Raw genomic sequence first — 26666 nt, forward strand, 5'->3', positions numbered from 1 at the left:
CGCGCAGTCGCTGTTTGCTACGGTCTCCACACCGGGTCTCGTGACGTTCGTTCAGGGGTCAGTTCGACGTGCGTCCGCGCTGGAACCGTCCGTCGCGTTCGCATGTGACGAGCAGCGTCGTGATCACCCGGTCGGCAGTGGCAGGAGGTGCGTCCGTCGGGAACTCGATTCGGTCGATGAACTGCCTGTCCGTCGGCGTAAGTCGTGACTGGAACGCGCCCCCGTCGGCCTCGGTGGTGACGAGCCCAGCGTCGAAGGCGATCTGCCGCTCGGCTTCGAGTCCGGGGCCGTACACCGGCCCGTCGTCGACCTCGTACGTTTCGTACGGCGGCCCATCCGACGACGGGGCACGCAGACGACCGCCGAGGGAGATGGCGACTGCCCCAGCCGTGAGCACGGCTCGCCGTGTCGGGCCCACGTGCTGATGACCGCGGGAGACGTGATCAGGTGGTTGGAAATGAAAACGGGTGTGTCGCGTTAGTCGCTGCCGAAGACCTGGCGCACCATCGGTACTGGTCGTGGTGTTCGAACGCAACGCCACTCGGTGGAACGCTCAGCACGTTGAATCACCGCGCTGGTCGATCGACATTGCCCCGATTGCTCCGATGATCCGTACTCAGCTGAAAGGGTTGTCCGCCGTATCCAGTCGGGTGATGTCTTCGATCACGTCGAAGTCATCGTCGAACGAATAGAGATACTCGATGTCTGCTCGCTCCATGTACGCAACGATGGTTGCATCACCGAACGCGAACCCATCGTAGGTTTCAAAAAGTTCCACGGCACGGTAGAAATCCTTCTGTGCTGAATGCACCAACTCGAAGCCCGCTGAGTCGGAGAGGCGATTGCGGAGGTCGACCGCAATATCGTGGCGTTGCCGCTCGTGAATCCAGTTCAAGGATTCCAAAAGCACGTAATTCGTGACGCGGGCGGTCGGAAGGTCACCCCTATCGATGGCGTAGACGATTTCTTCCGCCTGTTCGTGCCGGGCATCCGAACTCGTGTCCTTGTAGTCGATGAGAACGTTGGAATCGAGGACGGCAACCGCCATTCAGGCATCCTCAGGGAACGCCGGATCATCCTCGTTCCCGGTGAGATCGTGCGTTTCGAGGCCATCGCCACCCATCGAAGCCTTCAGATCGTCGTCTTCGAACGCACCGTAGCGCTGTCGAACGATTTCAATGGAGAGATTTCCCTCCTCGTCGGTATCCCAGCGAAGCTTATCGCCCGCCTCGATGTCGAGCCGTCGACGTAGCGCCGCCGGGATCGTGACCATCCCCCGCTCACTTACTTTCGTCTCTTCGGGAGTGTCCTCAGTTGCCATACTCACACGTATAGGCCCTCGCGCAATACATGTTGCGCCACATGCAACCAACCAGTGATGGTCAGTTTGGTACTATAGTATAATTGGCACCGCATCCGCTACGTCAGATGGGCACAGCTAACCGGTTCGATGCCCCGCAAAAAAATAGAGAAGTTGTATTTAATCTGAGCCGAAGACCTGGCGCATCATGGGGTGCATCTCCATGAGCTGTTCTTCGGCGATCTCCTCGTAGAGCTTGTAGGTGATCGAGACTGTCAGCAGCAGGCCGGTCCCACCGACGTTGCCGATGGTCCCGAGCATGTTCGCTGCGACGGCGAGCAGTCCCACGAGCGCACCGCCGATGACGGTGACCTGCGGGATGTACCGTTCGAGCACCTTCTCGATCACGCCGGGGTTCTGCCGGAAGCCCGGGATCTGCATCCCAGAGCCGTGAATCTGCTGGGCAGTCGCCTCCGGCCCCATGTCGGTGGTTTCGACCCAGAAGATCGCGAAGATCGCGCCGCCGATGACCATGAACGTCAGGTCGATCAGCACGCGAATCGCGATCATCCAGGGTTCGGCCGTCGTCTGGCCGAGCCACCACATCCACTGGCCCGGTGACTGGATCGGCGCGAGGAAGTAGAACAACCCGCCGACGGGCTGCCCACTCGAGTACACGCCGAGCCAGCCCGGCATGTTCGCCATCTGGGCGTTCAGGATGCGTCCCAGGAACTGGACGTTGGCCTGCAGCGCGCGGACGAGAATCATCGGCAGGACGCTGGCGTAGATGAGCTTGACCGGGAAGCGGCCACGCGCACCTTTCACCCGCGAGTTGCTGAGCGGAATCTCGACGCGGACGCTCTCGGCGTACACGACGACCACGAAGATGAGGACCGTCGTGAACAGCGAGATGATCCCGTACTGGGAGTTGAACAGCGCCTGCTGGAGGCCACCGCCGAACAGCGGCCCGATCTGGAGGTCCCCCATGGCGATGGCGATCCACGCCGGGATGAACCCGATCGTCTGACCGCCGATCTGCGGAACCGTGAAGAGACCGCCCACCAGCGACTGGCTGATGCCGGCGATGATGAACAGACCCACACCGGAGCCGACGCCCCACTTCGAGACGACCTCGTCCATGAACAGGATGAGGATCCCTCCGACGAAGATCTGCGCGAACATCAACCACTTGACGCCGAGCGCCCCGATGCCAAGCTGGTTGGCGACCGTCGGGCTCGCCGGAAGGAAGTTCCCGGCAAACACCATCGGCAGGCCGGTCAGGCAGATCATCACGATCACCAGGAACTTCTGGAGGCCCTGGTACAGAATCTGATCGCGCGGATTGTTCTGGGTGTCGAGCCCCAGCAGGTCCGCGCCACCCAGCAGCTGCAGCACGATGGACGCGGTAACGATCGGTCCGATACCGAGCTGCAGGATGGTACCTCTGCCGCCAGCCAGGATCGAGCGGAAGCGTCCGAAGACGTCTCCGGCGCCACCAGTTCCCAGCCCGTACAGGTAGACGTTCGTCAGGAAGAAATACAGCACCAGGATACCGGCAGTCCAGGCTAGCTTGCGCTTGAAGGGGACGTGTCCCTCCGGCCGACGGACTGACGGCATCCGGGTGAGTACCGGTTCAGCGGTCTCTTTCCAACCCATGCTACGCGGCCTCTTCTGACTCCTCGTCCGTAGATGTATCGGCTTCCATCTCGGCCTGGCGCTCCTCACCGCGTTCGGTCAGTTCCGCCTCTCCGCCGGCCGATTCGAGCAGTTCCGCGGCGCTGTCGGAGAAGTCGTCGGCGACGACGACCAGTTCGTTACGTACCTGGCCGCCACCGAGGACCTTCACGACGTCGACCGCGTGCCCGTCCTCGACGACGTCGCGCGCGTCGATGCGGTAGCCGCCGTCCGTCTCCTCGGCGACGCCGTCCGCAGCGAGCAGCGCAGCGTCCTCGTCGAGTTCGCGGACGTCGATCTCCGCAACCGATTCCTGGAGCTTCTGGGGCCGCTTGAAGCCGGATTTCCCGAGCGGTTCGTGGTTGTGGAACTCGTGTTTGTCCCGACCAGCGTTCCCACGGCCACCTCGGTGGCCTGCGCCACGTCGGTTCTTGTGCGTGCCGCCACCGTGCGTGCGTGATCCACGCTGTCGTCGTTTCTTACTCGTCATTGTTATCGCATCGCTGTGAGGAGCTCGTCGATCTCCTCGGTCGTGTGTTTGCCGAGCTGCCCACCCGCCTGGGTCGGCTGTTTGAGCCCGTCGTGTCCACCACGCGGCGGGTGCAGCCGGAGGACCGGTGCGAGTCCCTGCTCGCGCAGCGTCGTCTCTTCGGAAAGCAGTCCGAAGGCCAGCGCCTCGATGTCGTCGAACTCGGTGTTCTCGGCGACCCACTCGTCGTCGACGTCGGCGTCGCCTTCCAGGGGCTCTGCGCGCGTGCGCAGCAGCGTCTCCACCGTTGCCTGGCTCGGCTCGCCGTGTGCGACGTAGTCGTTGACCTTCGTGATCATCCCGCGGTAGGCGTCCGTATCGGGCACCAGCGTGCAGTGGTTCACGTCGTGGACGTTGAGCATCTTCAGCGTGTCGTGCACGTCCTGTGCCATGTTGACGTCACCGCGAAGCTGAACGAGCGCTTTCATTACTCGATCACCTCACGCTTTTCCATCGTCCGCTCTGGCACGCGTGCCTCGGCGGTACGTTTGAGTGCGTTGAACGTCGCCTTCGCGAAGTTGACCGTCGTCCGGGTGTTCCCCGAACTGCGCGTCCAGATGTCCTCGATCCCAGCGAGTTCGAGGACGTGCCGGACGGTCTCTCCGCCCGCCAGTCCGAGCCCACGCGGGGCTGGCTGGAGTTCGACCTCGACGCTGCCCGCTTTGCCGGTCGTACGAAGTGCGACGGTGTGGGGTCGCCCACAGCCACACTCCCAGGACCCGCAGCCGCGGGAGACGTTGATGAGGTTCAGTTTGCCGACTTCGATCGCTTTCTGGATCGCACCACCGACCTGGTCGTCACGCCCCTCGGCGTAGCCGACGAGGCCGTCGCGGTTGCCCACGACGACGACGCACCGGAACTTCACCCGGCGCCCGGAGTCGGTCATGCGCTGGACCATGTTGATGTCCAGCACTTCGTCTTCGAGGTCGGGGACCAGCTGGTCGACGACCTCCGGTTCCTTCAGCGGCAGGCCGGAGTTCAGCGCTTCCTCCATCGAGTCGATCTCGCCGTCGCGGACCTTCCGGCCGAGCCGCGTGCGCGGTTCCCATCCGTTGTTGCTCATAGTTCAGCCTCCATCAGTGTCTCTCGCACGTCGTTGAAGTGCGATGGTAGCTCTGTGGCGTCGAAATCGCCCGAATACAGCTCGTCGTCGAGCTGTTCGGCGTACTCAGCGATGTGCTCGCCGCTGGTGCGCTCCCAGTCTGCCAGCACGCTGTCGTTGTGGGGGATCTCGAGCCCGGCGTCGATTGCGCCTTCCTGTACTGCGAATACTTTACTGCCCGGTGTCGCCGTGTTGAGCCCGATGTCGAGCACAGCCTCCTCGAGGCCGGCGGCGAGCGCGCGCTTGCCTGCGAGCAGCCCCGTGAGATACGCGGCCGAGATGTTCCCGGTGGGAGCCTCCCAGCCGAACTCGTCGAGGTCGCTCGAATGTGCGCTCGCAACGGTCTCGTCGCCCTGTGGGCCAGTGACGATCAGCTGCGCCGTAGTATGCTGGTTGCTCTTGCGAGCGACCAGCCGGGGTTTCCCGGATTTCAGCAGGCGCAACCTCTGATGGTAATCAGTCCGGGCCTCGCGGCGACGCCGCATCGGCACCTTGTATCGTGGTCCTGTTGCCATGATTAGTTACCTCCGTACTGTTCGTCGATGTAGCGTTGCATGTCCGCGACGCTGTCGAACTCGCCACCGCCGGCCTGATCGTACAGTTCGCGGTACTCGGATTTCGACAGGTCGCCCTCGTCGCGCATCTCCCGCAGCGTCCGCCGCTGGGCGCGGATGCGACTCTGCCAGTCTTCTTTCTTGTTCTGTCGACCGCCCGCCTTCCCGCGGCGGGTCCCGGCACCCTTCTGGTGCCCGTAGGAACGCTTCTGCTGGCGCTCTCGCGCACGACCGCGCGAGTTGCCCTTGGCGTCCTCCGATCGGATGACACCCTGATCGACCAGTTCGCGAACGTCCTCGCGAGTGATCGCGTCGGCGATTTCGCCCTGCTCCTCGGGGTCGAACCAGACTTTGTTCTTCCCGACGTCGAGGATGTCCGCTGCGAGTCGCTTCTGTGCACTCAGGTCAGTCATTCTTCGACCTCCACTTCGACGTAGGTCGGGTTCAGGACGCGAATGTCCTGTTCCTCGGCCTGCTCTTCGATGGTCTCGCGCTTGCGCGCGCCGACCTTCGAGGCGATACGTACCGCCTGCGTGTCACCGTCGACGCCGTCGAGGTCGTCCGCGTTGTGGACGCGCACTTCCTCGAACCCGCTCGGGTGACGGCCGCGCACGGCTTCCGGTCGGCGGTAGCCCGCTTCGACCTTCGGACCTTTGCCCTTGACACCGCGGCGCTGCTTCGAGAGCCCGCCGCGTGGTCGACGCCACGACGTGGGCGTGCGCTTTTTCTTGTGGTAGTCCTGGCGGTTGAACTGCGGGTTCCCCTCGGCCTTGCGGGCGTTGAGGAGCCGCTGTTCGTCCTCGGACAGGTCCGGCGTCTTCTCGGTCAGGCCGCGCGCCTGGAGCTCCGTTTCGATTTCCTCGGCCTCCTCGGCCTCGGGCTCCTCGGGCGCTTCCTCTTCGACCTCTGCCTCTGCTTCTTCCTGGACCTCGAGACCGCCGACGTCCGCTTTGATACGGGCCGCCAGTGCGTTCCCGACACCGTCGATTTCTGCCAGTTCGTCCTGGCTCGCACCGCGCACGTCGTCGACCGTCTCGTAGCCGGCCTCGCGCAGCGAGTCTGCCTTGGAGTCACCGACACCGCTGATGTCCGTCAGGTCCTCGAATTCTTGTTCTTCGTCTGCCATCAGGCCTCACCTCGGTTCGGTTTCTGCGTGATGTAGACGCCGTCCTGGAACACCCGGATGTCCTTGTCCGTGACGCGGGTGAGCTGTTCGATGTCGGCGGCAGTCTGCCCGACGGCCTCGATGTCCGAGCCCGTCAGGGTGATCTCCTCGCCGTCGACGTCGACCTCGGTGTCCCCGTGGATTGTGGTCCGCCGGGGCGCTTTCTCACCCAGGAAGTTCTCGATGACGACGTCGCCGTCCTCGACGCGCACCTTCATCGGGAAGTGAGAGTAGAAGACTTCCATCTCGTACTCCCAACCGTCCGTCACGCCGTGGAACATGTTCCTGACGTGGCTCTCGAAGGTGCCGATGGTCGAGTTCGTTTTGGCGTCTGTCTCTTCGCTCTCGATGACGACCTGCCCGTCCGCGACGGACACGTCGATGTCCGGATACCAGAGGCGGCGCGTAACCGTTCCGTTGGGACCCTCGACCGACAGGTCGAGATGGTCCATTTCGGCTGTCACGTCCTCCGGAATGTCGAGTTCTACTCGGTTCATTGTTAGTACACGTACGCGATCACCTGGCCACCGACGCCCTCCTCGCGGGCCTCGTAGTGGCTCATGATTCCGTGGCTGGTGGTCACGACGAGCGTCCCGTAGTCACGGGCCGGGAGGAACCGCTTCTCCCACTGCTCGAACTCGTCTGCGCCCGCACTGTAGCGGGGCTTGACCGGACCACATTCGTTGATCGCTCCTTTCAGTTCGACCTCGAACTTGCCAGCTTTGCCGTCGTCGACGAAGCTGAAGCCGTCGATGTACCCGCGGTCGTAGAAGACCTCGAGCACGCTACCGATCTCGTTCGAGGCGGGCTGTACCGTCTGTTCCAGATGCCCGACACTCTCGGCGTTGTTAAGCCCCGACAGTGCGTTGGCCAGTGGATCGTTCCCTGTCATGAGTACTTCTTGAAGCCCATGCCGCGTGCAATCTCTCGGAAGCACTGCCGGCAGAGGAAGATGTCGTACTTGCCGACAAGCCCCTGCTCGCGCCCGCAGCGCTGGCAGGAACGGAGCTGCTCCGTTCGCTTTGCCGTCTGCTCTCCGGTCGGGTCACGCTCGGCCTCCTCGGTGGCTGCCTCGGCGTCGGCGTCTTCTCGTTCACTTTCGCTCATTCGTTCACCTCCACGTCGAAGGTCGACTCGACGAACGCGACTGCGTCGTCAGGATTGAGTCGATGGTTCGACGGAATCGGCCGTGAGGCCTTGTCGCGCTTGGCCACGCGATAGCCGGGACGCACCATGTTGACGGTGACGTCCAGCCCGTAGATTCCGATGTTCGGGTCGTACTCCTGGCTCGGGAAGTCGGTGTGTTCCTCGACGCCGAAGCTGAAGTTGCCCGTGTCGTCGAACTGCTTGGCGTCGAGTTCGACCAGCGGGAGCGCCGTCTGGAGGAACTCCTCGGCGTCGTCGCCGCGGAGCGTGACCTTCGTCCCGATGGGATCACCCTGGCGGATGTTGAACTCGCCGACCGTCTCCTTGGCCGTGGTTCGCACCGACTGCTGTTCGGTGATCTCCTCGATGATGTCCTCGGCGTTCCCCAGTTCGCGACCACCCTGGCCGATTCCCATGTGGACGACGACCTTCTCGATGCGCGGTTCGCGCATCTCGTGGAAGTCAGCACTGGCGTCGCTGTCGGAGCTCATTCGTCATCACCCGTGAAGTTCTCGTCGATGACGACGACGTACTCTTCGACCGTCTCGAAGCCCTCGCCGTCGTCCTGCTCGACGATCACGTTGTTCGAGGAACTGCCAGGCGTGACCTGGATCTCCTCGATCGTGCCGATCTCGCCCGCGTGTGCCCCGTCGACTGCCGTGACGAGCGCACCCTCTTCGTAGGCGAAGTGTGCGACGATCTCGTCGCCCTCGTTGGCGACGACGATGGAGTCGTTGCCACCGTACTCGCTGGCGTCTTCGACGACGAGGGTCTCGCCGTCGTGGAGCGTCAGCTGCACGTCGCCACCGGTGACGTGCTGTTTGTTGACGATCTTCCCGAGCTTGGAGTCGGCCGCGTCCGCGTCGATGGCGGTCAGCGCCAGCCGACCACCGTCGCCGGGGAACACGCGGTAGTACTCGTCGCGCTCGGTGAAGGCCATGATGTCGAACATTCCGACCGGACGCTCCTCGTCGGAGACCGCTTTCCCGTTGATCAGGACGTTGTCCTGGTTCAGCGCGTAGCGCGCCTCCTTGCGGTTGTCGACGTAGCCGAGCACGTCCCGGAGGACGATGAGCAGGGGCACCCCTGCCTCGCCGTGGGGACCGGCGTCGGCTTTGACGGTGAACGTCTCGGTCTTGCGTTCGACCGGCCAGCTTTTCGGTACCGAGAGTCGTTTCTGATGCTTCGTCATGCGCTATCCTCCTCAGATTCGAGTCGTTCCGTGCGTACCTCGTCCTCTAAGTTCAGGTCGGTCACGCGAAGGTTGCTGGAGTCGAGCGGGCGCGGCACTTCCTCGCCGTCCGCTTTCTCCAGCGTGACGTCTTCCACGTGGATGACGCCCTCGCGCAGGTCGACGGCGATCACTTCGCCGGACTCGCCAGCGAAGTCACCGCGCATGACCTCGACCGTGTCGCCCTGGTTGACGCGCACGTTGCGCTGGCCGTACTCCTCGCGGAGGTCGTCGGCCAGCGTCGCGCGAACCTGCGAGTGCTTCTCGTGAAGCGGGGCGCGCTCGGTCTGGGTACGCTGTTTGGATGGTTGTCGTGTCATACTAGACGATCATTGTGGCCGTGCTTGCGATTGCTCCGAACCGCTCTGCGACCTCCCGCGCGATGGGACCCTTGATCTCGGTCCCGCGGGCTTCCTCGTTCTCGTCGATGATGACCGCCGCGTTGTCCTCGTATTTGACGCGCGTGCCGTCCGGCCGGCGGATCGGTTTCCGCTGGCGGATGATCACGGCTTCGAGCACCTGGCGGCGCATCTCCGGCGTGCCCTTGGTGACCGAGACGGTCACCTTGTCGCCGAGGCCTGCCTTCGGGTGTCGGTTCTTCGTCCCGGAGTAGCCCGAGATCGAGATGACCTTCACCTCGCGTGCGCCGGTGTTGTCGGCACACGTCAGCAGCGAGCCCTTCTCGAGGCCCTGCGTGACGTCAGCACCGAGTGCTTCCATCAGTCGTCACCTCCGGCCTGGGCAGTCGTCGTGACGTCAGCTTCCGCCAGCTGTTCCACGACGACGTGGCTTTTCGTCTTCGAGAGCGGTCGTGTCTCTGCGATACGAACCGTGTCGCCTTCCTGCAGATCGATGCAAGGGGGAGCGTGTGCGGGCACCCGGGACCGGCGTTTCATCAGCCGGTTGTATTTGGGTACCTTCACGTCGTACTCCCGCTCGACGATTACGGTCTTGTCCATGTCTGTGGAGGCAACCTCTCCTTCGAGCGTCTGTCCGCGCACACCGAGTGTGCCGTGGAACGGACAGTTCTCGTCGGAACAGGTTTCCTCCGGCTCTGGTACGTTAAGTCCTAGCGCCATTTCGAATCACCTGTTCGTTCCGTGCGTCTGGCCGGCCGCGCGACGAGTCGCTCGCCCTCGACGGTCACTGTCTCACGGCTCTCGCCGTTCGACTGTGTCGAGGCGCTTCGCGCCTCGCTCTGCCCGTCAGGCGTACTGAACTCGAACGTCGCGTCGGCCTTCGGCACCTGCCACACCCGCTCCACGCCGGACACAGTCGCCGCTATCGAAAGCGTCCGCGTCGTCTCCATGACGACCTCGCCGGCGACGCCGACGAGGTCCGGATTCGACGCGGCGGCCACCCGAACCGGGAGGCCGATGAGTTCGTGTCGCGGCAGTGTTGCGGATGTCAGTGGCATTGTTCTATTCCTCTGCGTCCGCGAAGTCGCCTTCCTCGTTCTGAATCGTCTTGATTCGGGCGATCGCTTTGCGGATCTCCTTGATGCGCCCCGGATTCTCCGGCGCGCCACCTGCGGCCTGAACGGCGTTGGCGTTCAGCAGCTCCGTCTCGAGGTCCTCCAGTTCTGCCTCCCGTTCGGGCGGCGTCATGTCTCGGATTTCCTCAGTGTGGAGGATCGTCATTCGTCGTCACCCTCCTCGTCTCGCGGCTCGTCGCCGCTCGATTCCGCGGACTCCTCGTCCGCGCTTTCCATCTCCTCGACGAGTTCCTCGGCTTCCGCCTCGGTCTCCTCGTCGACTTCCGACTCGATGGCCTCGTCGAGTTCGTCGATGTCGACGTCCTCGGGCTCCTCGTCCGGAACCTCGACGTCTTCCTCCTCGACGATCTCCTCTTCGACGACGTCCTCGTCAGCCTCGTCGGCTGCCTCGGCCGCCTCGCCTTCCGGCGGGGCACCGAGTTCGGGTTCGCCTTCGGCGGCTTCGCCTTCCTCGGGCTCGCCTTCGAGCAGTTCCTCGACGCCTTCCTCGGAGACGTCCGCGACGTACTCCTCGACGTCGGCGTCTTCGTAGATCTGGAAGTCGTCGGGGAGCTGGGCGTTCGGCGGGATGATCTTGACGTCGACGCCGATGGTGCCGAGCTTCATGACCGCGACGCCCTGGCCGTGGTCGACGATCTCCTCTGCGGGCTCACCGTTGTGCTTGATGTAGCCACGGTTGAACTTCTCCACGCGCGAGCGTGCGCCCGTGACTTTCCCGCTGAGGACGATCTCCGCACCGAGCGCGCCGGCTTCCATGATCCGGTCGATCGTGGTGTGACCGGCTTTGCGGAAGTACCAGCCGCGCTCGAGCGCGTTCGCCAGGCGGTCGGCGACGATCCGAGCGTTCAGGTCCGGCTCTTCGACTTCCTGCACGTCGATCTGCGGGTCTTCGAGGTCGAACCGCTCTTCGAGTTCCGTCGTGACCTTCCGGATGTTCTTCCCGCCCTTGCCGATGACCATCCCTGGCTTCTCGGCTTTCAGGACGATCTGGGTGCCCATCGGGGTCTTGGCGACGTCCATGCCGCCGTAGCCCGCGCGACCGAGTTCGTCTGCGAAGAACTCGTCGATCTGGGTCCGCTGAAGGCCGTCCTCGATGAACTGATGTTCGTCAGCCATTATTCCTCAGCCTCCTCGAGGATCAGTTCGACGTCGACTTCCGGGGAGTTCCACGCGGTCGCCCGCCCCATCGCGCGGGGCTTGCGGCCGGGGCTCTCGCCGACCTTGTGGGCAGCGACGTGCAGAATCTCCATGGATTCGCCGTCGAAGCCCTGGTTGTCGGCGTTCCCGATCGCGTTCTCGAGCAGGTCCTGGAAGGCCTCGCTGGCCTTCTCGGGGAACCGGCCGGCGTCCCAGCCCTCGATGTCCTTGCGGTGGCCGACGCCCGAGTTGTGAGATTTGAAGGGGACCGACTGCTTGCCCTCGATGACGTCGTCGAGGTACGCGACTGCGTCGCTGGCAGTCATGCCCTTGATCTCCCGGGCGATGGCCTTACTGTGCTTGTGGCTCATCTGCCGTTCCCGAAGCATGGCTTTCGCCGTCGTGTCCGGGTCCGGGTCGATTGAGTAGCTGATTCCCATGTGTTACTTGAGTGGTACGAACTTCGAGGAGCGAGTCGCACCGATACCGGCCTGACCGTGTTCGACGCTCGTCCGCGTGAGCTGGAACTCGCCCAGGTAGTGACCGAGCATCTCCGGCTCGACCTTGACGCGCTCGAAGTCCTGGCCGTTGTGAACCGCGAACGTGAGATCGACCATCACCGGCAGCACCGGCATGTCGCGCAGGTGCGTGCGGATCGGATCGTTGGCCGTCTCCTCTTCGCCGGCCTCGCGGGCCTCCTCGAGCAGCTTCTGCTGTTCGACGGTCAGGCCGCGCTCGATACTTCGCCGCTGTCGAGCGGGGAGCAGTTCCGCGACTTCCTCGATGTCCATCGCCTGCAACTCGTCTAGCGTGTGGCCACGGAAGGAGAACTCACCCTCGTGACCGATCTGGTACTCCGAACTCATTCGTTACCACCCTTCCCGCCGCGGCCGGTCTTCCGGGAGCTGATGTCCCCGACCTTCCGGCCCGGCGGCGCGTTCCGCGAGATGGACTTCGGCTTGCCTGGGTGCTGGCGGCCGCCACCACCGAACGGGTGGTCGACGGCGTTCATCGCCACACCACGAACGTTCGGCCACTTCGTCCCGCGGGCTTTCATCTTGTGGTACTTGTTCCCGGCTTTGACCATCGGCTTCTCCGTCCGACCGCCACCGGCGACCACGCCGATCGTGGCCCGGCAGTCCGGATCGAGCCGCTTGATCTCGCCCGAGGGCAGCTTCACGACCGCGACGTTGCGGTCGTGGGTGAGCAGCTGGGCAGAGACGCCCGACGCACGGGCAAACTTCCCACCGTCACCGGGGTTTGCCTCGACGTTACAGACCGGGACCCCTTCCGGAATCTCGGCCAGCGGCATCGTGTTGCCCGGCGCGATCTCCGCGGAGATACCGACCTGGATCTCGTCGCCCAGACCGATCCCTTCGGGAGCGAGCACGAGGCGCTGGTCGCCGTCCTCGAACTCGATGGCCGCGACGGGTGCGCTGCGGGCCGGGTCGTGTTCGATGTCCACGACCGTCCCGGACACGAGGTCCGCGTCTTCGACTTTGCGATGCGACAGGTCCGCCTTGTAGCGGTGCGACGGGGCCCGGAACGTCGGACCACCGCGACCGCGTCGTTGTCCCTGAATTCGTCGTCCCATGATCAGAACACCCCGATCCTGGACGCGATTTCCTCGGCGTCGTCGTCAGGTGAGAGCTTCACCGTCGCCTTCTTGTTGCCCTTCATCGTGACCATCGTGTTCACGTTCACGACGCCGACCTCGAACTGGGACTCGATCGCGTCGGCGATCGCGTCCTTCGAGGCGTCCGCGTCGACGATGAACTCGAGCTTGTTCTCGAAGTCCATCTTGTTCATCGCTTTCTCGGTCACGTGGGGGTGGCGAAGGACGCTCATCGGTCCGCCACCTCCTCGAGGGCACTCTCGGTCCAGACCGTGAGTCGACCGGGCTCTCCGCCGGGTGCGAGGTCTTCCGCGTTGACCTCGCGGGCGGTCGTCACGGTGGCACCCGCGAGGTTGCGGGCGGCGCGCGAGGGTTCCTCGCTCGTGACGAACAGAATGGAGGACGGACGGCGGTACTTGCGTCCGCGCGTCTTCCCCTGGCCGGCCTTGATCTTCTTGTCGTCCGCGCGCTCGATGTCGGCAGCGATGCCGAGCGCTTCGAGCACGTCGACGACCTCCTGGGTCTTGACCAGATCCTCGAACTCGTCGGAGACGACCAGCGGCAGTTCGGCGTCGTCGTCGAACTGGTGACCGCGCTCTGCGACGAGTTCGGCGTCCGTCGTGGCCGCGATGGCCGAGCGGACGGCGAGCTTGCGCTCTTTGTCGTTGATGTTTCGCGTGCGATCCTTCTCGGACTTCGGCGGGTGCGCCGGTCGTCCGCCGACCGTCTGGGGGACGCGGCGACCCTTCCCACCGTTACGGGGGACGTGAGCCATACCGCGGCCGGACCCGAACGACTCGGCCGGCGTGCGGAGACCGGCGTACTCGTCGGCGCCGTAGTCCTGTTTCCGGTTCGCCTGTGCGGCGACGACCGCCGACCGGATGAGATCCGTTCGGAGCGGGGTCTCGAAGACCTCGGGGAGGTCGACGTCGCCCTCGCCGTCGCCGTCCAGGCTGTGTACTGTCGCGTTCATCCTTGGTTAGACTCCGTGGACACGTAGCGCACCTCGGGATCGAGGCGCGGCTGGTCGTTCGGCCGTACCGCCGGCCGGAAGCGCAGGAGGCGCTTGTCCGGCCCGGGCAGCGAGCCCTTCACCAGCGCGTACGGACCGTCGACTTCACCGTAGTTGATGAAGCCGCCGTCGACCGTCGGGTCGTCGCCGTCGCCGAGATCGACGAGGCGCTTGTTCAGTTCGGTCCGCTGGTGATAGCCCATCTGCCCCTGCTGGGGCACGGTCGAGCGCACGCGGGAGGGGTTCCACGGGCCGAGGTTACCGATCCGGCGCCGCCACCCCTGGCGGGCGTGCTTGCCTTTGCGTTTCTGGACGCCCCATCGCTTGACGGGGCCCTGTGTCCCTTTCCCTTTCGTGACACCGGAGACGTCCATGTACTCGCCGGCGCGGAACACGTCCGTCATGGCGTGTTCGCCGCCGTCCTCGACGAGTTCCTGGGCGAAGTCGACGCGCTCCTGGAGGGAGCCACCGCCGACACGCGTCTCCATCACGTCGGGCTTTTTCTTGGGGACGCTCTCGACGTCGCTCGGGACCGTGTGCGTGATGACGCGCACGTCCGCGAGACGACCGTCGTCAAGAGCGTCTTGCAGTTCATCTGCACCTGCGGCAGCGCCGTCCTCGGGAAGGTCGAGAGTCCGGTCGAGTTCCGGGTGGAACTCGTCGGTCCAGACCTCCGTGAGCGGGCGCATGCCGTAGGGCGTATCCTCGTATGCTCGCACGGCGACCGCGCGCATCGGCGGCGTCTCGACGACTGTGACGGGTACGGTCTCCTCCATCCCCTCGCGCGGGGAGTTGGGTTCGTCGTTGATCATCACGACGTGGGTCATGCCGGCCTTGTACCCGGCGAAACCCTGGAGACCCGGCTGTCCGTCGTCGTCCGGCCAGGTGTTGAATCGCGGCACCTCGCCAGCCGCACGACTACGCGGGCCAAAGCCCAGCGAGCCTTTGCGTGGTCTGCTTGGTTGTGGCATCGTTGGTTCACTCCGTGAGTGACAGGCAGGCGAGCACGGCGAACATCGCTTCTTCAGTTCGCACGACCTCGCTGCCCTGATTCGGAACCGCGTCAAGCCAGAGGTCGAACCGGGATCCATCCGGTTCATCTAGTTCGTCTCCGTCGGTCGCTTCGGCGGCTGCGACTCTCTCGGTTCCCTCCGAGGGTACCTCGGAAGGATCGAACCCGAGAATCTCCGGCAGTCCGCGTTCGGGCGACCCGAACGCGACCGTCATACCGCGTGCACCAGTGTCGGCGACGATGTCGCCGAGTCGGCTGACACTCAGCTGTTCGCCGTGCCGTGAAGTGGCGATGCGAACGCCGGCGTCGTCACGCGAGAGTTCCGTCGAGAGGTCCGACGCGATCACGTCGTAGCCCCGTGGGGACTGATCGACGAGTTTCGCGCGGACCGGCCGTCGCGAAGAGACCCTGATGGTTACGCGTTCCCCCTCGCCCAGTTCCATACCGTCCGGAACGGGCAGGGAGACCGGGTGTTGCAGTCCGCAATTGACCCGAACGCGTCCCTCAGATCCGACCTCGGTCACGATTCCCTGTCTTAACGACCCCGATTCGTCCGAACCGGAGCCGGTCTGTGGTGCGGTGCGGAGCGGCGGCATGACACCGACGTACTCCAGTTCGTCCCGCTTGCCCCACGCCTCCTTTCGGAGGTACGGCGGCGTCGCGGCGTACCGCAGCACGGTTTCGACGAACCCGTCACCCCACCGGCCCTCCGCCCCGGAATCGGGGAAGACGACCAGGCGATCGACCCGGAACACCGTCGCCGCGCGGGCGACGTAGCCGAGTTTGCGAGTTGCCTCGCGTTTGTCCTCGGCTTCCCGGGTCAGCGATGACGGCACGAGTACGCTGACTGTCATGCCGTGACGCTTCCACGCCACGCCACTAGACTGTGCCGAAACTACTCTACTCCCATCTTAAAAAGAAACCGTTTCTCGACCGCGGTGAGACGCGTTCACACGGGCCAGAGAGCGGCAATAAAGCGGTTTTTGCGTGAGCAGTAATCGGAGACGCTTCTGGTCGAACGGACACCTACCGAATCCGTAGTTCGTAGCCGAAAGTCCCCCTGGTGTATACAACCCTGGTCAACCGGCGTAAATGTGGTTTGTTTTCATTCCACGCACCCAAGATAATTACACAGAGTATGTGTTGAAATTTGGCCATTTTAACTTAAAGGACACCCCATATCCGGCAGCATAAATGAGTTAGTAACTGGGGAGATACTGGGTGTAGATGACAAACGACATTGGGGGCAGTGACAGCAGCACGGGGGAACGACCAAGCGAGAACGAAGACGCCGGGGGACGAGTGTCCCGACGCGACGTACTCAAAACGTCGTCGACGGCTGCAATCGGAGCAGCAGGGATCGGGGCCGTATCAGGGACTGCCGCAGCAGAGGATACCTCGAACGAAGAGGACGAACTCGACCTCGGCGTCTTCGAGTGTGTCGAGGACGGGCTTCGCATCGACTGCAACAAAACGGTCCAGCTCGACCCGTGGTGGTGGAACGGCGACTACGAACCGGACTTCGATGTCAGTAGCCTCGGCGACGAAGTCCTCGTGTACATTCACGGTCTCTTTGCCGAACCCTTCGCCGAGGAGCAAGCGACGCTGCTCCAGCGGTCGACCGGGTTCGACGCCGATAACGTCGTCGCGATGAAGTGGCCGTCGACGGACGTGACCTACACCGACCCCTGGGATCGGGCCGCAGAGTACGGTCGGAAGACCGCCGAATGGATCATCGACGAGCTGTGGGCACAGAATCCGGATACGACAGTCAACGTCGTCGGCCACTCACTCGGCGGTCGTGCGGCCCTCAACATGCTGAACCGACTCGAAGAACGCGGACGGCAAGTCGAGAACGTCGTCACGGTGGGGGCGGCCGACATGGCACGGTTCGTCTGTGACCACGACGAGACCGGCGACCGGATCTACAACTACTACGACGGCATCGACCAGGGCGCCGAACGGGTCTACGTGTTCTACTCCAGCGACGACTTCGCGGTCGGCACCATGCACGAACTCTGGGGCGATCTGTTCTGGTACACGCCGGACGGCGAAGGACTCGGTGCCGAGGGCCCGACCTGTTCCAACTACCCGGACAAACTCCGTCCCGTCGACGTGAGCGCCGAGGTCCAGAACCACTGTGAGTACTACAAACCCGACGGTGCACCGGAGACGCTCACCAAGGCAGTCGACGGTCAGCTCTAGGTAGCCTTATCAACGGCACCTATTGTCCGGTAGTTTTCAAGTACAGTTTCCTGTGCTAGCCAGGAAAGACGCTCTCGAAAGGAGTCACGGCCCAGAACCGGAGTCCCGCTGGTGACTCAGCGTCCTGGTTCTGGTCACTCGAACTCGACGTTCGAGCCGAGCCACGCACCCAGAGTCAGTCCGTAGATCGCGTGGCTCACGTGGAAGATCCAGCGTTCGTCCGGATCCAGGTTCATCCCGAGCAGCCGCTGAAAGATCACTTGCGTCCCGAACACCGACAGCACCAGTGCGTAGAGCGTCGCCCAGAGCGTTCCCTGTCGCTCCTGGTGAACCTCCGAACCGCGGAGCCGCGACCCGACGGCCGCAGTGAACGCAGTGGCCGCGCCGATGCCGTAGAGGAAGTGGAGCAGGAGCGCCTGCACGGGGTAGTCGTCCGGGTCGCCGGTTCCGACGTACGTGGCCCAGAACTGTGCCGTCGGCGGCAGCGAGTCGGTGATTGGCATCCGGAACAGCGTCATCACGGCCGTCGCGATCGTCCCACCTTCGACGCCGAGCCTGAGCGTCCGAGACGCGGGTCCCGTTTCGGACGGACGGTGTGTTTCCTGGTGACTGCTCGCCTCGACGCCGTTGCCAGTGGGGTTCGTCTTCGCGGACATACGAGGGCTCTGGCAGACACCTCCACTCCGAGTCGTGTATGCGTACTCCCGGTTCGGTGTCGGGATGGTTTCGTCCAACGGCGGCAGCACCTGGGACGCGCTCGGGACGCTGCCGGCAGGCAACCCGTGGGCATCGGTGGACGGGAACCGGCGTTTATGCCAGTGCGCGTGGTACGACGATGCACCCGTGATCGGACGTACTCAGTGGGCCATCGCAGAGGGGTACATCCCCGAAGGGAGTCACGGCCCCGAACCGGAGATGACCAGCCACGAAACGATCTGTTTTCTCAACGCCGGTGACGAGGACGCACACGTCGAGATCACGATCTTCTTCGAGGATCGCGACCCGGTCGGCCCCTACGAAGTGACCGTTCCCGCCCAGCGGACGGAACACGTCCAGTTCAACGACTTCGAGGACCCCGAACCGATCCCTCAAGGCACGGCGTTCGCCAGCACCATCGAGTCGGACCAGCCGATCGTCTGTCAGCACACCCGACTGGACTCCAGGCAGGCCGAGAACGCGCTGCTGTCCACGGTACCCTACGCGGGAGAGCAGTAAGCCCTCCTCCCGACCCGCCCCTCACCTGGTCGAACGGCCCCACAGAGTGGGACAGCAAACAATATCGGCTCCAGTAACCAGAACTAGTATACAATATCCGAGCCAACGCCACATCAATTCACAGCTGTCAGAAAGATCTTTGAGTGCAGTCGCTGTTGGTTGGACCACGTCACAAGATACCGCGGTTTCGGAAGGCGATACGTCGACGTACTCGCGGACGTTCACGAACGAGGAGGTCCAGCAGTTCGCGGCGTTGTCGAAAGACCAGGGCTACCATCACATGGTCGAAGACGAGGAGGGGACGGTCGTCCTCCACGGGTTGCTCACGGCGACGATGCCGACGAAACTCGGCGGTGATCTCGACTTCCTCGCGCGCACGATGGAGTTCGAATTCCCCAGGCCTGCCTACACCGGCGTCGAGATCACCTGTGAGTCCACTATCGATGAGGGAACGGAGCGGGACGGGCGGACGGAGATGGTCGCCTCGTTCGTCTGCGAGACGGAAACCGGCGACGTGGTCCTCCGTGGGCGGTCTGAGGGAGCCGTGATGGGGTGAGACTGAGTGGGTGACAATAGCACGCCGCACTGCGATTTTGGCTCCGATTCGGAAGCCTTATACTTCCCACCCCGAATAGAGTGAAGTGTAGCAGGCAAGGCGCGCTGGTGGTGTAGTGGTATCACAGGACCCTGCCACGGTCCTAACCCGAGTTCAAATCTCGGCCAGCGCACTTCTACAGAAGCAATCCACGTAGCGACGCGTTTCATCGCGTCGCGTCTTTGCTTCTGGTGTATGCGGAGTAGAGATTTGAATGAGAGAAGACGCAGCGTCCGAGCGGAGCGAGGACGACCGTCTTCGCCTGGTTCAAATCTCGGCCGGCGCACTTCCACCTTTTTCATCGTCAGGTTTCCTCGCTCGCTGGCTCACGGCTACGCCGTTCGCATTGTCGAGGCGCTTCGCGCCTCGCTCTGCTCGCTGCGGGAACCCTCCTCGAAAAACGTGGGCGAAAAAGCCGAACGCTCGCTTCGCTCGCGTTCGGTACAATCCGTAGTCATAACCGGTGAGTGGCTGCCTTCGCCTGGTTCAAATCTCGGCCGGCGCACTTCTCCGAACGCCGACCTACGAGCGACAGCCGTGCGTGTCGCAGACGACGGAGGTAAATTGCCAAGGAACAGAGAACGAAATCAGGATTCCTCGGCCTGTTCCTCGTAGGTCCCTTCTTCTTTGGCTTCGTCGTCGGGCTCCGAGGCTTCTTCTTCGACGTCCTCGGTGTCGATCTGGACGGTCGTGCTCGTGGACGGCGGTTCCTCTGTGTGAGTTCGGAGTCGCTGTTCGCCGCCGAGGGGGATCTCGACGGGGAGCCGGTCCTGGAGATCCTTGGCGATCGATTCGACGCGGTGGCGGACCGTCGCGACCTCCTCTTCGAACTGCTCGACGTTTCGGTCCACGTGGTACACGTGATCGCGCGGGAGGTGGCGCATCAGATCGTTGCCGTCCTCGTCGGTACCGACCGGGAGTACCCAGTGGTCCTGTGCGTACAGCAGTTCCTCGTTGTCGACTGTGATCTCCGTGCGGCCCTCGTCGGGGTCCTCGTAGACGATCGTCGCTTCGCCGAGTTCGAGCTGGTCCATGGTACACTATCGCTAGATCGTGCGGACGGTTAGCCTCTCCGTCCGTCGGTTTCGTGAGATAACAGCGGCCCGTCAGGCGCGCAGTGACGGCAGCAGTATCCCCTGCAGATGCAGGCCTTGCGTTGATTCGATGGCTCGCCATAGCGCGGCTCCCCACGATGCCACGGTCGTATCAGGACATACTCGTCGAGGAGATACAGGCAGGACTACACCAGATACGTCGGCCAGGAGCAGGGCTGTTCCTCTCCGGGCTGTCCGCGGGGCTGGACATCGGGTTCGGACCGCTTCTCATGGCAGTGACGCTCTCCCAGAGCCAGGGGATACTCGCCGAACCAGTGACGAACCTCTTGGTGGCCAACGCCTACGCCATCGGGTTCGTGTTCGTCGTGCTGGGTCGGTCGGAACTGTTCACCGAGCACACGGCGATCGCAGTCGTCCCGGTGCTCTCCGGTGAGGCCACGGTGAGAGACCTCGGCCGACTGTGGGCCATCATCTACGTCGCAAACCTCGTCGGTGCCGTGCTGTTCGCACTGCTCGCAGTCTGGTTGGGTCCGTCACTGGAGACCATCGAGACAGGTGCCTTCACGGAGATCGCACACGGCCTCGTGGCGTACCCCTGGGACGTGACGCTGCTCGGCGGCGTGTTCGCCGGGTGGCTCATGGGACTGATGGCGTGGCTGGTCGCCGCAGGCCGGAGCACCATCAGCGAGGCCTTCTTCGTCTGGATCATCGCGACCGCCATCGGCTACGCCCACCTCCCGCACTCCATCGCCGGGAGCGTCGAGGTGCTGCTCGGCGTGTTCGCCAGCGATGCGATCTCGGTCCGGGCGTACGCCACCTTCCTCCTCTGGGCGACGCTGGGCAACATCGTCGGCGGGTCGGTGTTCGTCGCCCTTCTGAAGTACGGCCACGGGGTCGTCCCCGGCGACGAACCCGACCAGGAAGCCGTCGAGCGGACCGTCGACGAGCAAAGCGAGTAGCACAGTCCCGGTCCCGCACTCCGCTCGGGTGCGAGTTCCGTAGTGGAGATCCAGTGCCGGAACGGCAAAGCACACGTTCCCCGAGCGACGAGTGCGCATATGATCGGCGTCGTCGGCGGTGGCATCGCAGGGTTGGCTGCGGCCTACCGGCTTCAGCAGCGCGGCCGCGAGGTGCAAGTGTTCGAGGCGAGCGAGGACCTCGGGGGACTGGCCGGGGTCTACGAGACGGCCGGCGACCCCATCGAGAAGTTCTATCACCACCTCTCGAAGTCCGAGGAGACGATCGTCGACCTCATCGAGGAGTTGGGGCTGGGCGACCGACTCGAGTGGCTGTACATGAGCAACGCGTTCTACGTCGACGGCGTCGTCCACCCGATGGACAAGCCCTGGGAGATCGCCGCGTATCCCCACCTCTCGCTGTACGACAAGTACCGGCTCACGATGCTCACCCTCGAGATCGACGTGCGCGGCTGGCTCCCTTCGTTCGACACCTACGAGAGCCTCCAGGACTTCGAGGACGTACCCATCAAAGAGTTCCTGCTGGACCACACCACCCGCAGCGTCTACGAGAACTTCTGGGAGCCGCTGCTCGACGCGAAGTTCGGCTCCCGGAAGGAGGACGTCAGCGCCGCGTGGCTGCTCGGCCGCGTGAAGTTCCGCGGCGAGCGCGACCTCCTGCGCGGCGAGATCCTGGGCTATCTCCAGGGCGGGTTCGCGCCGCTCATCGGCGCGCTCGTCGACGCCGTCGGCAGAGAGAACATCACCACGGGCGCACGCGTGAGCGATCTCGACACCAGCGAGGAACGGGTGCGGTCGCTGACCGTGGAGACGGCCGACGGGACGACGACTCGGGACGTGGACGCGGCCGTCGTCGCCGCGATGCCGAACGTCCTGGAAGACCTCACCGGGTACCCCTGCGAGATCGACTTCCAGGGGACGGTGTGTTCGGTGTGGAGCATGGACGAGTCGCTCACCGACACCTACTGGCTCAATCTCGCCGACGAGGCGCCGTTCGGAGTGTTCATCGAACACACGAACTTCGTCCCGCCCAAGCGCTACGGCGACGAACACCTCTACTACACCGCCAGCTACGTTCAGGACCCCAGCGAGGAGCTCTGGCGGATGGACGACAGCGAGGTCGAGGAGCTGTGGATGGACGGCATCGCGGACCTCTTCCCGCAGTTCGAGTCCGAGAGTGTGAACTGGGTCGAGACCGCCCGCAACCCCCGGACGGCGCCCGTCTACGAGCGCGGCTACCTCGACATGGTCGTTCCGTACGACCTCTCGGACGCCGTGGCCGAGGGCGTCTACTACGCCGGCATGGCGAGTCGCGCCCAGTACCCCGAGCGGAGTCTCAACGGGGCTATCGAGGCCGGCTTCGCGGCCGCGGACCGAATCACGGACGACGCAGTGACCGCCTCGACGACGGACGGCCACGAGGCGGTCACTGAGTGAGGCGAACGGCCGAGTCGGACACGTAACAACAGGCCACATATTTATAGTGTATCCGCCTGTTCGACAGATATGAGCGACGACGCGGTTCTACTCGAGGTTTCCGACCAGATAGCGACAGTGACGTTGAACAATCCGGACATGCGCAACGCCCTGACGGCGGCGGTGTCTTCGGGGATCGTCGACGCGCTCGACGAAATCGAGGGGACCGACGCACGCGTCGTCGTGTTCGAGGGGGCGGGCAGCGCCTTCTGTGCCGGCGGGGACATCAACACGATGATGGAAGGGCTATCCAGGGACGTCCCGGCCTGGCGAAAGGCCGAGGAGATCATGTCCGGTCTCCACCGCGCCATCGAGCGAGTCATCCGGTGTCCGCTGCCGACCGTGGCGAAGATCGACGGCCAGGCGTTCGGTGCGGGAGCGAGCCTGGCGATCGCCTGTGACGTCCAGGCCGTCCACGAGGACGTCGACATGAGCTTCGCCTTCCGGAAGGTCGGACTGGCGGTTGACTCGGGAACGTCCTGGATGCTCCCGCGCCTGGTCGGCGCGAACGTGGCGAAACGACTCGTTCTGACTGGGCAGGTCTTCTCCGCAGAGGAGGCTCAAGAGATGGGCGTCGTCACTGACGTGTACGCCGACGAGGAGTACGAGGAGCGGACGGCCGAACTGGTCGCCGAAATCGCCGAGGGACCGACCGTCGGTCTGAAGATCTCCAAGCGTCTCATCCGTCAGAACGCCACCAAGTCGCTCACCGAAGCGCTCGACGACGAGGCGACCGCGCAGGCGCTCGCACTCGGCTCCCAGGACCACGCCGAGGGAGCCAGCGCGTTCATGGAAGGACGGGACACCGAGTTCGAAGGCCAGTAAGCAGTCGTTCGCGAGCCGCGAGCGCTATCTCAAACGGCCGTTTGACTTTACAGAAGGCAGTTTACGCTGTCGCTGGTGCGGTGAGACATGAACCGCCGCACGGTCCTCGCGACGATCGGTACCGCAACAGTCGCGACCGCCGGCTGTCTCAGCGACGCCGGCGATCGCTCGAACGACGCGACAACGAGCGCTGACGGGACCGAGACCGACGATTCGGGGAGCGACCCGTCCGACGAAACGACGACGACCGACGGGACGCCGGGATCGGACCCGGACGATCCGTTCGCGGACGCGGACTGTCCCTCCTTCGCGGACGGCGTCGACCGGACGGTCTGCTGGCCGACGGCCGACCCGGACTCGGAGCCGATCTATCTCGACGCCTCGACGGCCGTCTTCGAGCCGACGACCGGCGACGACAGCGTCGAGACGATGGCGTTCGTCCTCCACAACGAGTCGGGAGCGCCGTTCGGGCTCAACCCCCACGCCTGGGCGATCAAGCGCCAGACCGAGAGCGGGTGGGAACACGTCGCGCCGGAGGAGTGGATCGAGCCCTGGTACACCGTCGAGAGCGGTCAGCGCTACACCTGGCAGCTGAGCGTCGAACAACGTACCCAGGCAATGGCCGAGCGAACGATGACCGTCACGCAGGACCTCCAAGACGGCACGTACGCGTTCCAGATCACAGGCCTGGCCGGGGAACAGGAGACGGACAAGACGCACGTCGAGTGTCTCGCCCTGTTCGAGGTCTCACGACAGAACTGACGGGATCGTCCGGATTACTCGGCGTCGACTTCGTCGTCCACGCCGGGCGCTTGCTCGACGTCCACGTCCTCGGGTTCCTCCTGACCGCCGACGACGAGGTCGCCCTCGCCGGTTTCGACGTACACGTCGTCGGCGAAGCCACCCTCGGCGTGGGGGTGATCGGGATCGTCGAGTCGCTCGGGCGTCGATGGGGCGTCTGGGATCCCACCGGCCGGCTCGAACTCGCCCAGGGGATCAGCGATGGTGATGTCGTGGGACTCGAAGAACGCCTGATACCGCTCGTAGTGGGTTTCGAGTTCGTCGCTCGGGAACTCCATCATCTCGGTCCAGCCGTGGTTGTAGAAGTCGAAGTTCGCCTGGATGTGGGTGATCTCGCGGGCTTCGGCCTCGGGGAGGCCGGCTTCGAGCGCGGCGAGATAGACGTCCATCGTGCCCTCGAAGAACGCGTCGAGGTGCTCGCGACGCTCCTCCTGGCGCGCGTCGTCGGCTCGTTTCAGGAAGACGCTGGTGTGGAGGTCCACCAACCAGTCGTTGGTCTTGTCCCCGACGACGGGCATCGTGAGTGCCTTCTTGGCTGCCCAGTGACGGACGTTCTGGCGGATCTTCATCTCGTCGTCTCGGTAAGGACGCAACCCCCTAAAACGTCCCGGCTGGCGACCCCGTCTATGAGACCGCCACACATGGGAGCCGTTGTGGGGGTGGCGACAATGATGGAGATAGCAATGCACATTAGGCACGGTATGCAACTCCCCGTACATGAGCGCGTCGCACGTAATCATCGGTGACGGCATCGCGGGGAGTTCCGCGGCAGAGACTATCAGGGAAGAGGACCCGGACGCCGACATTACGGTCATCACCGAGGAGGGTGAGGCACTGTACAATCGCATTCTCATCAAGGAGTTCGCGAAGGGCAAACTGCCCGAGGCGCCGATCTCGATCCACGAGGAAGACTGGTACGCCGAGCGCGACATCGACCTCGAACTCAACACGGTGGTCACCGAAGTCGACACGGACGCCAAGGAAGTCCACACGTACGACGGCGACACCTACGAGTACGACAAGCTCCTGGTCGCCACCGGTGGGACGCCGACGCAGCTCCCGGTCGACAACGCAGACGCCGAGGGCATCCACCACTTCTGGACGTTCCAGGACGCCCGCGCCATCCGCGAGAGCGCCGAGGAAGCCGACACCGGTATCGTCGTCGGGGCCGGCCTGCTCGGCATCGACCTGGCGGCGATCTGTGGCGCACAGGACGTCGAGGCGAACTACCTGATGCGGGGCAACTGCTGGTGGCGCTACGCCCTCACCGAGGACGGCGCGGAGATCATCCACGAGGCGCTCGAAGAGAACGGCGTCACGCCCGTCTTCGACTCCGGCGTGGACCACTTCACGACCGACGACGACGGCCACGTCACGGGCGCCGTCGACCCCAACGGCGAGGAGTTCGACGGCGAGTTCGTCGGCGTCGCCATCGGCCTGAACTTCAACACGGAGTTCCTGGAGGGCTCAGGGCTAGAACTCGACGACGGTATCGTCACCGACGAGTACATGCAGACCAACGTCGAGGACGTGTACGCGGCGGGCGACATCACCCGGTTCTACGACACCATCCTCGGCGAGCAGGCACAGAACGGTGCCTGGGGCTCGGCCAAAGAGCAGGGCGCCGTCGCTGGGAAGAACATGGTCGCCGACGCCGAGGAAGAGGAGTTCCGCTGGGTCTCCTCGTACTCGATCACCCACTTCGACTTCCCGTTCCTCTCCTTTGGACACCCGACCATCGGCGACGAGTACGCAGAGCGCAAGTACTCCGACTCGGAGTGGCGCCGCATCGCGTTCAAGGACGGCAAGGTCGTCGGCGGCGTCCTCATCGGCGATCTGGCCCCGCAGTCGAAGTTCAAACAGCTCATCCGCGAAGAGCGCGAAGTCGGTGACCAGAAAGAGGTCCTCCTCGAACAGAGCGTCGACCTCGACAAGCTCGACGCCTCCGCGGAAGTCGAATCCGAGTAATCCCCCGCGCTCCGCCGCTCATCCCGTTCTTTTCGTCACCGCCGTCGTAAAGCGACGCCGCGGCGAGTGATCGACCCGTCCAGAGTTCCCGACAGGGCACCGGACAGGTCGACGCAGTATCCAAAGCGTTTTCTCCGGGCACTGCCGACCGGCAGGTATGGACGGAGGCGGGAGCAGCGACATGACCCTGGCGTTCGAGCTCGATGCACTCAAACAGCTCGCCTACCCGGACGAGGTGTTCAACGACGCGCGCCAATGGAGCGAGTACGTCGGCGTCGTCTCCGAGAAACCGACGTACGTCGTCACCAACTTCACGCGCAAACATCGCATCCGACAGGACTTCTTCTCCGGGCCGCGCGGCCGCGAAGAGAGTCTGACGAACGTCAAAGCGCAGTTCGAGACTGACCGACACGTGTTCGTCGGCACCTCCGAGGACGACGCGGCGCTCGCCGACGAGGTCGAGTGGGAGTACCTGCCCGTCGAGGACGCCGCCGAAGCGGCCGACTGGGAACTGGGCGAACCGGAGTCGCCCGACCAGCAGACGGACGACGAACGCGACGACTGGCCCTGACGGGCG

At 64.1% G+C, this 26666-nt stretch carries 40 protein-coding genes and 1 tRNA gene; 10 read left to right on the forward strand and 31 right to left on the reverse strand.

Annotated features, from left to right (window positions below):
• Positions 1-58 precede the first annotated feature (58 nt).
• The 28 genes from MU553_RS09485 to MU553_RS09620 all read right to left on the reverse strand — a co-directional run bounded on the left by MU553_RS09485 (position 59) and on the right by MU553_RS09620 (position 15826).
• Positions 59-418 carry a hypothetical protein gene (locus tag MU553_RS09485; protein WP_247377481.1) on the reverse strand — a complete coding sequence of 120 codons (360 nt, stop codon included), beginning with the start codon at positions 416-418 and terminating at the stop codon, positions 59-61.
• Positions 419-616: 198 nt separating this feature from the next.
• Positions 617-1048, reverse strand: a complete 432-nt coding sequence (locus MU553_RS09490) for a type II toxin-antitoxin system VapC family toxin (protein ID WP_247377479.1) — start codon at positions 1046-1048, stop codon at positions 617-619.
• Positions 1049-1321 carry an AbrB/MazE/SpoVT family DNA-binding domain-containing protein gene (locus MU553_RS09495; protein WP_247377477.1) on the reverse strand — a complete coding sequence of 91 codons (273 nt, stop codon included), beginning with the start codon at positions 1319-1321 and terminating at the stop codon, positions 1049-1051.
• A gap of 159 nt (positions 1322-1480) precedes the next feature.
• Positions 1481-2956 carry a preprotein translocase subunit SecY gene (gene secY, locus MU553_RS09500; protein ID WP_247377475.1) on the reverse strand — a complete coding sequence of 492 codons (1476 nt, stop codon included), beginning with the start codon at positions 2954-2956 and terminating at the stop codon, positions 1481-1483.
• Between the two features lies 1 nt (position 2957).
• Positions 2958-3464, reverse strand: a complete 507-nt coding sequence (locus MU553_RS09505; RefSeq protein ID WP_247377473.1) for an uL15m family ribosomal protein — start codon at positions 3462-3464, stop codon at positions 2958-2960.
• A 2-nt stretch (positions 3465-3466) separates the two neighbouring features.
• Positions 3467-3931, reverse strand: a complete 465-nt coding sequence (gene rpmD / locus MU553_RS09510; RefSeq protein WP_247377471.1) for a 50S ribosomal protein L30 — start codon at positions 3929-3931, stop codon at positions 3467-3469.
• A complete protein-coding gene (locus MU553_RS09515) occupies positions 3931-4566 on the reverse strand; it encodes a 30S ribosomal protein S5 (protein WP_247377469.1) in 636 nt (211 codons plus the stop codon). The genes rpmD and MU553_RS09515 overlap by 1 nt, the downstream gene beginning before the upstream one ends.
• Entirely contained in the window at positions 4563-5120 is a 558-nt protein-coding gene (locus MU553_RS09520; protein WP_247377466.1) for a 50S ribosomal protein L18, read from the reverse strand. Before MU553_RS09520 ends, MU553_RS09515 begins: the two co-directional genes overlap by 4 nt.
• 2 nt (positions 5121-5122) lie before the next feature.
• The gene (locus MU553_RS09525) at positions 5123-5572 is read right to left on the reverse strand and encodes a 50S ribosomal protein L19e (protein WP_247377464.1); all 450 of its coding nucleotides are present in this window, start codon (positions 5570-5572) and stop codon (positions 5123-5125) included.
• Positions 5569-6285 carry a 50S ribosomal protein L32e gene (locus MU553_RS09530; RefSeq protein ID WP_247377462.1) on the reverse strand — a complete coding sequence of 239 codons (717 nt, stop codon included), beginning with the start codon at positions 6283-6285 and terminating at the stop codon, positions 5569-5571. Before MU553_RS09530 ends, MU553_RS09525 begins: the two co-directional genes overlap by 4 nt.
• On the reverse strand, positions 6285-6821 hold the full coding sequence (locus MU553_RS09535; RefSeq protein ID WP_247377459.1) for a 50S ribosomal protein L6: 537 nt from the start codon (positions 6819-6821) through the stop codon (positions 6285-6287). Before MU553_RS09535 ends, MU553_RS09530 begins: the two co-directional genes overlap by 1 nt.
• A gap of 2 nt (positions 6822-6823) precedes the next feature.
• Positions 6824-7216: a 30S ribosomal protein S8 gene (locus tag MU553_RS09540; protein WP_247377457.1), complete on the reverse strand. Its 393-nt coding sequence runs from the start codon at positions 7214-7216 to the stop codon at positions 6824-6826.
• Positions 7213-7431: a 30S ribosomal protein S14 gene (locus tag MU553_RS09545; RefSeq protein WP_247377455.1), complete on the reverse strand. Its 219-nt coding sequence runs from the start codon at positions 7429-7431 to the stop codon at positions 7213-7215. Before MU553_RS09545 ends, MU553_RS09540 begins: the two co-directional genes overlap by 4 nt.
• Positions 7428-7961 carry a 50S ribosomal protein L5 gene (locus tag MU553_RS09550; RefSeq protein WP_247377453.1) on the reverse strand — a complete coding sequence of 178 codons (534 nt, stop codon included), beginning with the start codon at positions 7959-7961 and terminating at the stop codon, positions 7428-7430. The genes MU553_RS09545 and MU553_RS09550 overlap by 4 nt, the downstream gene beginning before the upstream one ends.
• Positions 7958-8662: a 30S ribosomal protein S4e gene (locus MU553_RS09555; protein WP_247377451.1), complete on the reverse strand. Its 705-nt coding sequence runs from the start codon at positions 8660-8662 to the stop codon at positions 7958-7960. The genes MU553_RS09550 and MU553_RS09555 overlap by 4 nt, the downstream gene beginning before the upstream one ends.
• The gene (gene rplX, locus MU553_RS09560) at positions 8659-9021 is read right to left on the reverse strand and encodes a 50S ribosomal protein L24 (protein ID WP_247377448.1); all 363 of its coding nucleotides are present in this window, start codon (positions 9019-9021) and stop codon (positions 8659-8661) included. Before rplX ends, MU553_RS09555 begins: the two co-directional genes overlap by 4 nt.
• Position 9022: 1 nt before the next feature.
• Positions 9023-9421, reverse strand: a complete 399-nt coding sequence (locus tag MU553_RS09565; protein WP_247377446.1) for a 50S ribosomal protein L14 — start codon at positions 9419-9421, stop codon at positions 9023-9025.
• Complete coding sequence (locus MU553_RS09570) at positions 9421-9780, reverse strand: 30S ribosomal protein S17 (RefSeq protein WP_247377444.1); 360 nt, start codon at positions 9778-9780, stop codon at positions 9421-9423. The genes MU553_RS09565 and MU553_RS09570 overlap by 1 nt, the downstream gene beginning before the upstream one ends.
• Complete coding sequence (locus MU553_RS09575; protein WP_247377442.1) at positions 9771-10118, reverse strand: ribonuclease P protein component 1; 348 nt, start codon at positions 10116-10118, stop codon at positions 9771-9773. Before MU553_RS09575 ends, MU553_RS09570 begins: the two co-directional genes overlap by 10 nt.
• 4 nt (positions 10119-10122) lie before the next feature.
• On the reverse strand, positions 10123-10341 hold the full coding sequence (gene rpmC / locus MU553_RS09580) for a 50S ribosomal protein L29 (RefSeq protein WP_247377441.1): 219 nt from the start codon (positions 10339-10341) through the stop codon (positions 10123-10125).
• The gene (locus tag MU553_RS09585; RefSeq protein WP_247377439.1) at positions 10338-11312 is read right to left on the reverse strand and encodes a 30S ribosomal protein S3; all 975 of its coding nucleotides are present in this window, start codon (positions 11310-11312) and stop codon (positions 10338-10340) included. The genes rpmC and MU553_RS09585 overlap by 4 nt, the downstream gene beginning before the upstream one ends.
• Positions 11312-11773 (reverse strand): 50S ribosomal protein L22, encoded by a 462-nt coding sequence (locus tag MU553_RS09590; RefSeq protein ID WP_247377437.1) that lies wholly within the window; start codon positions 11771-11773, stop codon positions 11312-11314. The genes MU553_RS09585 and MU553_RS09590 overlap by 1 nt, the downstream gene beginning before the upstream one ends.
• A 3-nt stretch (positions 11774-11776) precedes the next feature.
• On the reverse strand, positions 11777-12199 hold the full coding sequence (locus MU553_RS09595) for a 30S ribosomal protein S19 (RefSeq protein ID WP_247377434.1): 423 nt from the start codon (positions 12197-12199) through the stop codon (positions 11777-11779).
• The gene (locus MU553_RS09600; RefSeq protein ID WP_247377432.1) at positions 12196-12927 is read right to left on the reverse strand and encodes a 50S ribosomal protein L2; all 732 of its coding nucleotides are present in this window, start codon (positions 12925-12927) and stop codon (positions 12196-12198) included. The genes MU553_RS09595 and MU553_RS09600 overlap by 4 nt, the downstream gene beginning before the upstream one ends.
• A gap of 2 nt (positions 12928-12929) precedes the next feature.
• Positions 12930-13181 carry a 50S ribosomal protein L23 gene (locus MU553_RS09605; RefSeq protein WP_247377430.1) on the reverse strand — a complete coding sequence of 84 codons (252 nt, stop codon included), beginning with the start codon at positions 13179-13181 and terminating at the stop codon, positions 12930-12932.
• Complete coding sequence (gene rpl4p / locus MU553_RS09610) at positions 13178-13921, reverse strand: 50S ribosomal protein L4 (protein ID WP_247377427.1); 744 nt, start codon at positions 13919-13921, stop codon at positions 13178-13180. Before rpl4p ends, MU553_RS09605 begins: the two co-directional genes overlap by 4 nt.
• Positions 13918-14931, reverse strand: coding sequence for a 50S ribosomal protein L3 (locus MU553_RS09615; RefSeq protein ID WP_247377425.1), 1014 nt, complete (start codon positions 14929-14931; stop codon positions 13918-13920). The genes rpl4p and MU553_RS09615 overlap by 4 nt, the downstream gene beginning before the upstream one ends.
• A gap of 7 nt (positions 14932-14938) precedes the next feature.
• Positions 14939-15826, reverse strand: coding sequence for an RNA methyltransferase (locus MU553_RS09620; RefSeq protein ID WP_247377423.1), 888 nt, complete (start codon positions 15824-15826; stop codon positions 14939-14941).
• 373 nt (positions 15827-16199) lie between these two features.
• On the opposite strand from MU553_RS09620, the gene MU553_RS09625 reads away from it, so the two are divergent.
• A complete protein-coding gene (locus MU553_RS09625; protein WP_247377421.1) occupies positions 16200-17177 on the forward strand; it encodes an alpha/beta fold hydrolase in 978 nt (325 codons plus the stop codon).
• A 134-nt stretch (positions 17178-17311) separates the two neighbouring features.
• Here the strand turns inward: MU553_RS09625 and MU553_RS09630 are convergent, their stop codons facing one another.
• On the reverse strand, positions 17312-17833 hold the full coding sequence (locus MU553_RS09630; protein ID WP_247377418.1) for a hypothetical protein: 522 nt from the start codon (positions 17831-17833) through the stop codon (positions 17312-17314).
• 187 nt (positions 17834-18020) lie between these two features.
• Here MU553_RS09630 and MU553_RS09635 point away from each other — a divergent pair, with 187 nt between their 5' ends.
• The 3 genes from MU553_RS09635 to MU553_RS09645 all read left to right on the forward strand — a co-directional run bounded on the left by MU553_RS09635 (position 18021) and on the right by MU553_RS09645 (position 19120).
• Complete coding sequence (locus MU553_RS09635) at positions 18021-18392, forward strand: sensory rhodopsin transducer (RefSeq protein ID WP_345893367.1); 372 nt, start codon at positions 18021-18023, stop codon at positions 18390-18392.
• Positions 18393-18531: 139 nt separating this feature from the next.
• The gene (locus MU553_RS09640) at positions 18532-18948 is read left to right on the forward strand and encodes a hotdog family protein (RefSeq protein WP_247377414.1); all 417 of its coding nucleotides are present in this window, start codon (positions 18532-18534) and stop codon (positions 18946-18948) included.
• A 101-nt stretch (positions 18949-19049) separates the two neighbouring features.
• A tRNA-Gly gene (locus MU553_RS09645) sits at positions 19050-19120 on the forward strand.
• A gap of 454 nt (positions 19121-19574) precedes the next feature.
• On the opposite strand, the gene MU553_RS09650 is transcribed toward MU553_RS09645, so the two are convergent.
• Positions 19575-20021, reverse strand: coding sequence for a YagK/YfjJ domain-containing protein (locus tag MU553_RS09650; protein ID WP_247377411.1), 447 nt, complete (start codon positions 20019-20021; stop codon positions 19575-19577).
• Positions 20022-20179: 158 nt separating this feature from the next.
• On the opposite strand from MU553_RS09650, the gene MU553_RS09655 reads away from it, so the two are divergent.
• The 4 genes from MU553_RS09655 (at position 20180) to MU553_RS09670 (ending at position 24082) form a co-directional block, all read left to right on the forward strand.
• The gene (locus tag MU553_RS09655) at positions 20180-21001 is read left to right on the forward strand and encodes a formate/nitrite transporter family protein (RefSeq protein WP_247377409.1); all 822 of its coding nucleotides are present in this window, start codon (positions 20180-20182) and stop codon (positions 20999-21001) included.
• A gap of 99 nt (positions 21002-21100) precedes the next feature.
• Positions 21101-22456, forward strand: coding sequence for an NAD(P)/FAD-dependent oxidoreductase (locus tag MU553_RS09660; RefSeq protein ID WP_247377407.1), 1356 nt, complete (start codon positions 21101-21103; stop codon positions 22454-22456).
• 69 nt (positions 22457-22525) lie between these two features.
• Positions 22526-23320: an enoyl-CoA hydratase/isomerase family protein gene (locus tag MU553_RS09665; RefSeq protein WP_247377405.1), complete on the forward strand. Its 795-nt coding sequence runs from the start codon at positions 22526-22528 to the stop codon at positions 23318-23320.
• Positions 23321-23407: 87 nt separating this feature from the next.
• Positions 23408-24082 (forward strand): hypothetical protein, encoded by a 675-nt coding sequence (locus tag MU553_RS09670; RefSeq protein WP_247377403.1) that lies wholly within the window; start codon positions 23408-23410, stop codon positions 24080-24082.
• 14 nt (positions 24083-24096) lie between these two features.
• Here MU553_RS09670 and MU553_RS09675 read toward each other — a convergent pair whose 3' ends face one another.
• Positions 24097-24690 carry a DUF6149 family protein gene (locus tag MU553_RS09675; protein ID WP_247377401.1) on the reverse strand — a complete coding sequence of 198 codons (594 nt, stop codon included), beginning with the start codon at positions 24688-24690 and terminating at the stop codon, positions 24097-24099.
• 148 nt (positions 24691-24838) lie between these two features.
• Here MU553_RS09675 and MU553_RS09680 point away from each other — a divergent pair, with 148 nt between their 5' ends.
• Both MU553_RS09680 and MU553_RS09685 read left to right on the forward strand, forming a co-directional pair.
• Entirely contained in the window at positions 24839-26089 is a 1251-nt protein-coding gene (locus MU553_RS09680) for an NAD(P)/FAD-dependent oxidoreductase (protein ID WP_247377399.1), read from the forward strand.
• 157 nt (positions 26090-26246) lie between these two features.
• Positions 26247-26660: a DUF7124 domain-containing protein gene (locus tag MU553_RS09685; RefSeq protein ID WP_247377397.1), complete on the forward strand. Its 414-nt coding sequence runs from the start codon at positions 26247-26249 to the stop codon at positions 26658-26660.
• Positions 26661-26666 lie beyond the last annotated feature (6 nt).

The sequence above is a fragment of the Halorientalis brevis genome, assembly GCF_023077655.1.